We start from the raw sequence: 887 nt of genomic DNA, 5'->3' as shown, positions 1-887 counted from the left end.
GGATCGAAGAACACGGCCTTGTCGAGATTGAAGGCGAGACGGGTGTTTTGTCCTGGCGCGATGCCGGTATCGGCGCGCAGGCGGGCGACGACGGATTTTCCGCCGAGCTTGGTGACGGCGAAGGTGTCGGAGCCGGCCGGTTCCACCACCTCGATCAGGCAGTCGCCCTCGGTCAGCGAGCGTGCCTTGCGGTCGGCGCCATCGGGATCGGTCAGGGCCTCCGGGCGGATGCCGAAGATCACCTGTCTGCCGGTATAGGCGGTCAGGCCGTCATTGCCTGAGATGACAGGCAGTCGGAGCGGGGCGGCATTCGGCCGCTCCAGCGAGACTTCCAGCCCGCTGGCGCCGTTCTCGACGGTGGCGTTGAGCAGGTTCATCGCCGGCGATCCCATGAAGTCGGCGACGAAGATGTTGGAGGGGCTGTTATAGATCTCGGCCGGCGTGCCGAACTGCTGCAGCACGCCGTCCTTCAGCACGGCGATTTTGGTCGCCAGCGTCATCGCCTCGATCTGGTCATGGGTGACATAGACGAAGGTGGTGCCCATGCGCTGATGCAGCCGCTTGATCTCGGTGCGCATGTCGACGCGCAGCTTGGCGTCGAGATTGGAGAGCGGCTCGTCGAACAGGAAGACCTGCGGATTGCGCACCAGCGCTCTCCCCATGGCGACACGCTGGCGCTGGCCGCCGGAGAGCTGGCTCGGCTTGCGGTCGAGCAGATGGCCGATCTGCAGCATGTCGGAGACTTGGGCGATCGCCCTGGCACGCTCCTCCTTGGGAACGCCGCGGATCTCCATGCCAAAAGCGATGTTGCCCGCCACCGTCATGTTCGGATAGAGCGCATAGGACTGGAACACCATGGCGATGTCGCGCTTGGAGGGATGCAGACC

At 64.8% G+C, this 887-nt stretch carries 1 protein-coding gene; it reads right to left on the bottom strand.

Annotation, left to right across the window (positions count from 1 at the left end):
- On the bottom strand, window positions 1-887 hold an 887-nt coding region (locus GR198_RS35185), incomplete at both ends, for an ABC transporter ATP-binding protein (RefSeq protein ID WP_164070486.1).

This window comes from Rhizobium leguminosarum (genome assembly GCF_010668065.1).
Lineage (GTDB): Bacteria > Pseudomonadota > Alphaproteobacteria > Rhizobiales > Rhizobiaceae > Rhizobium > Rhizobium leguminosarum_S.
Note: the sequence above shows the minus strand (reverse complement) of the source record. Positions and strands in the feature narration are given on the sequence as shown.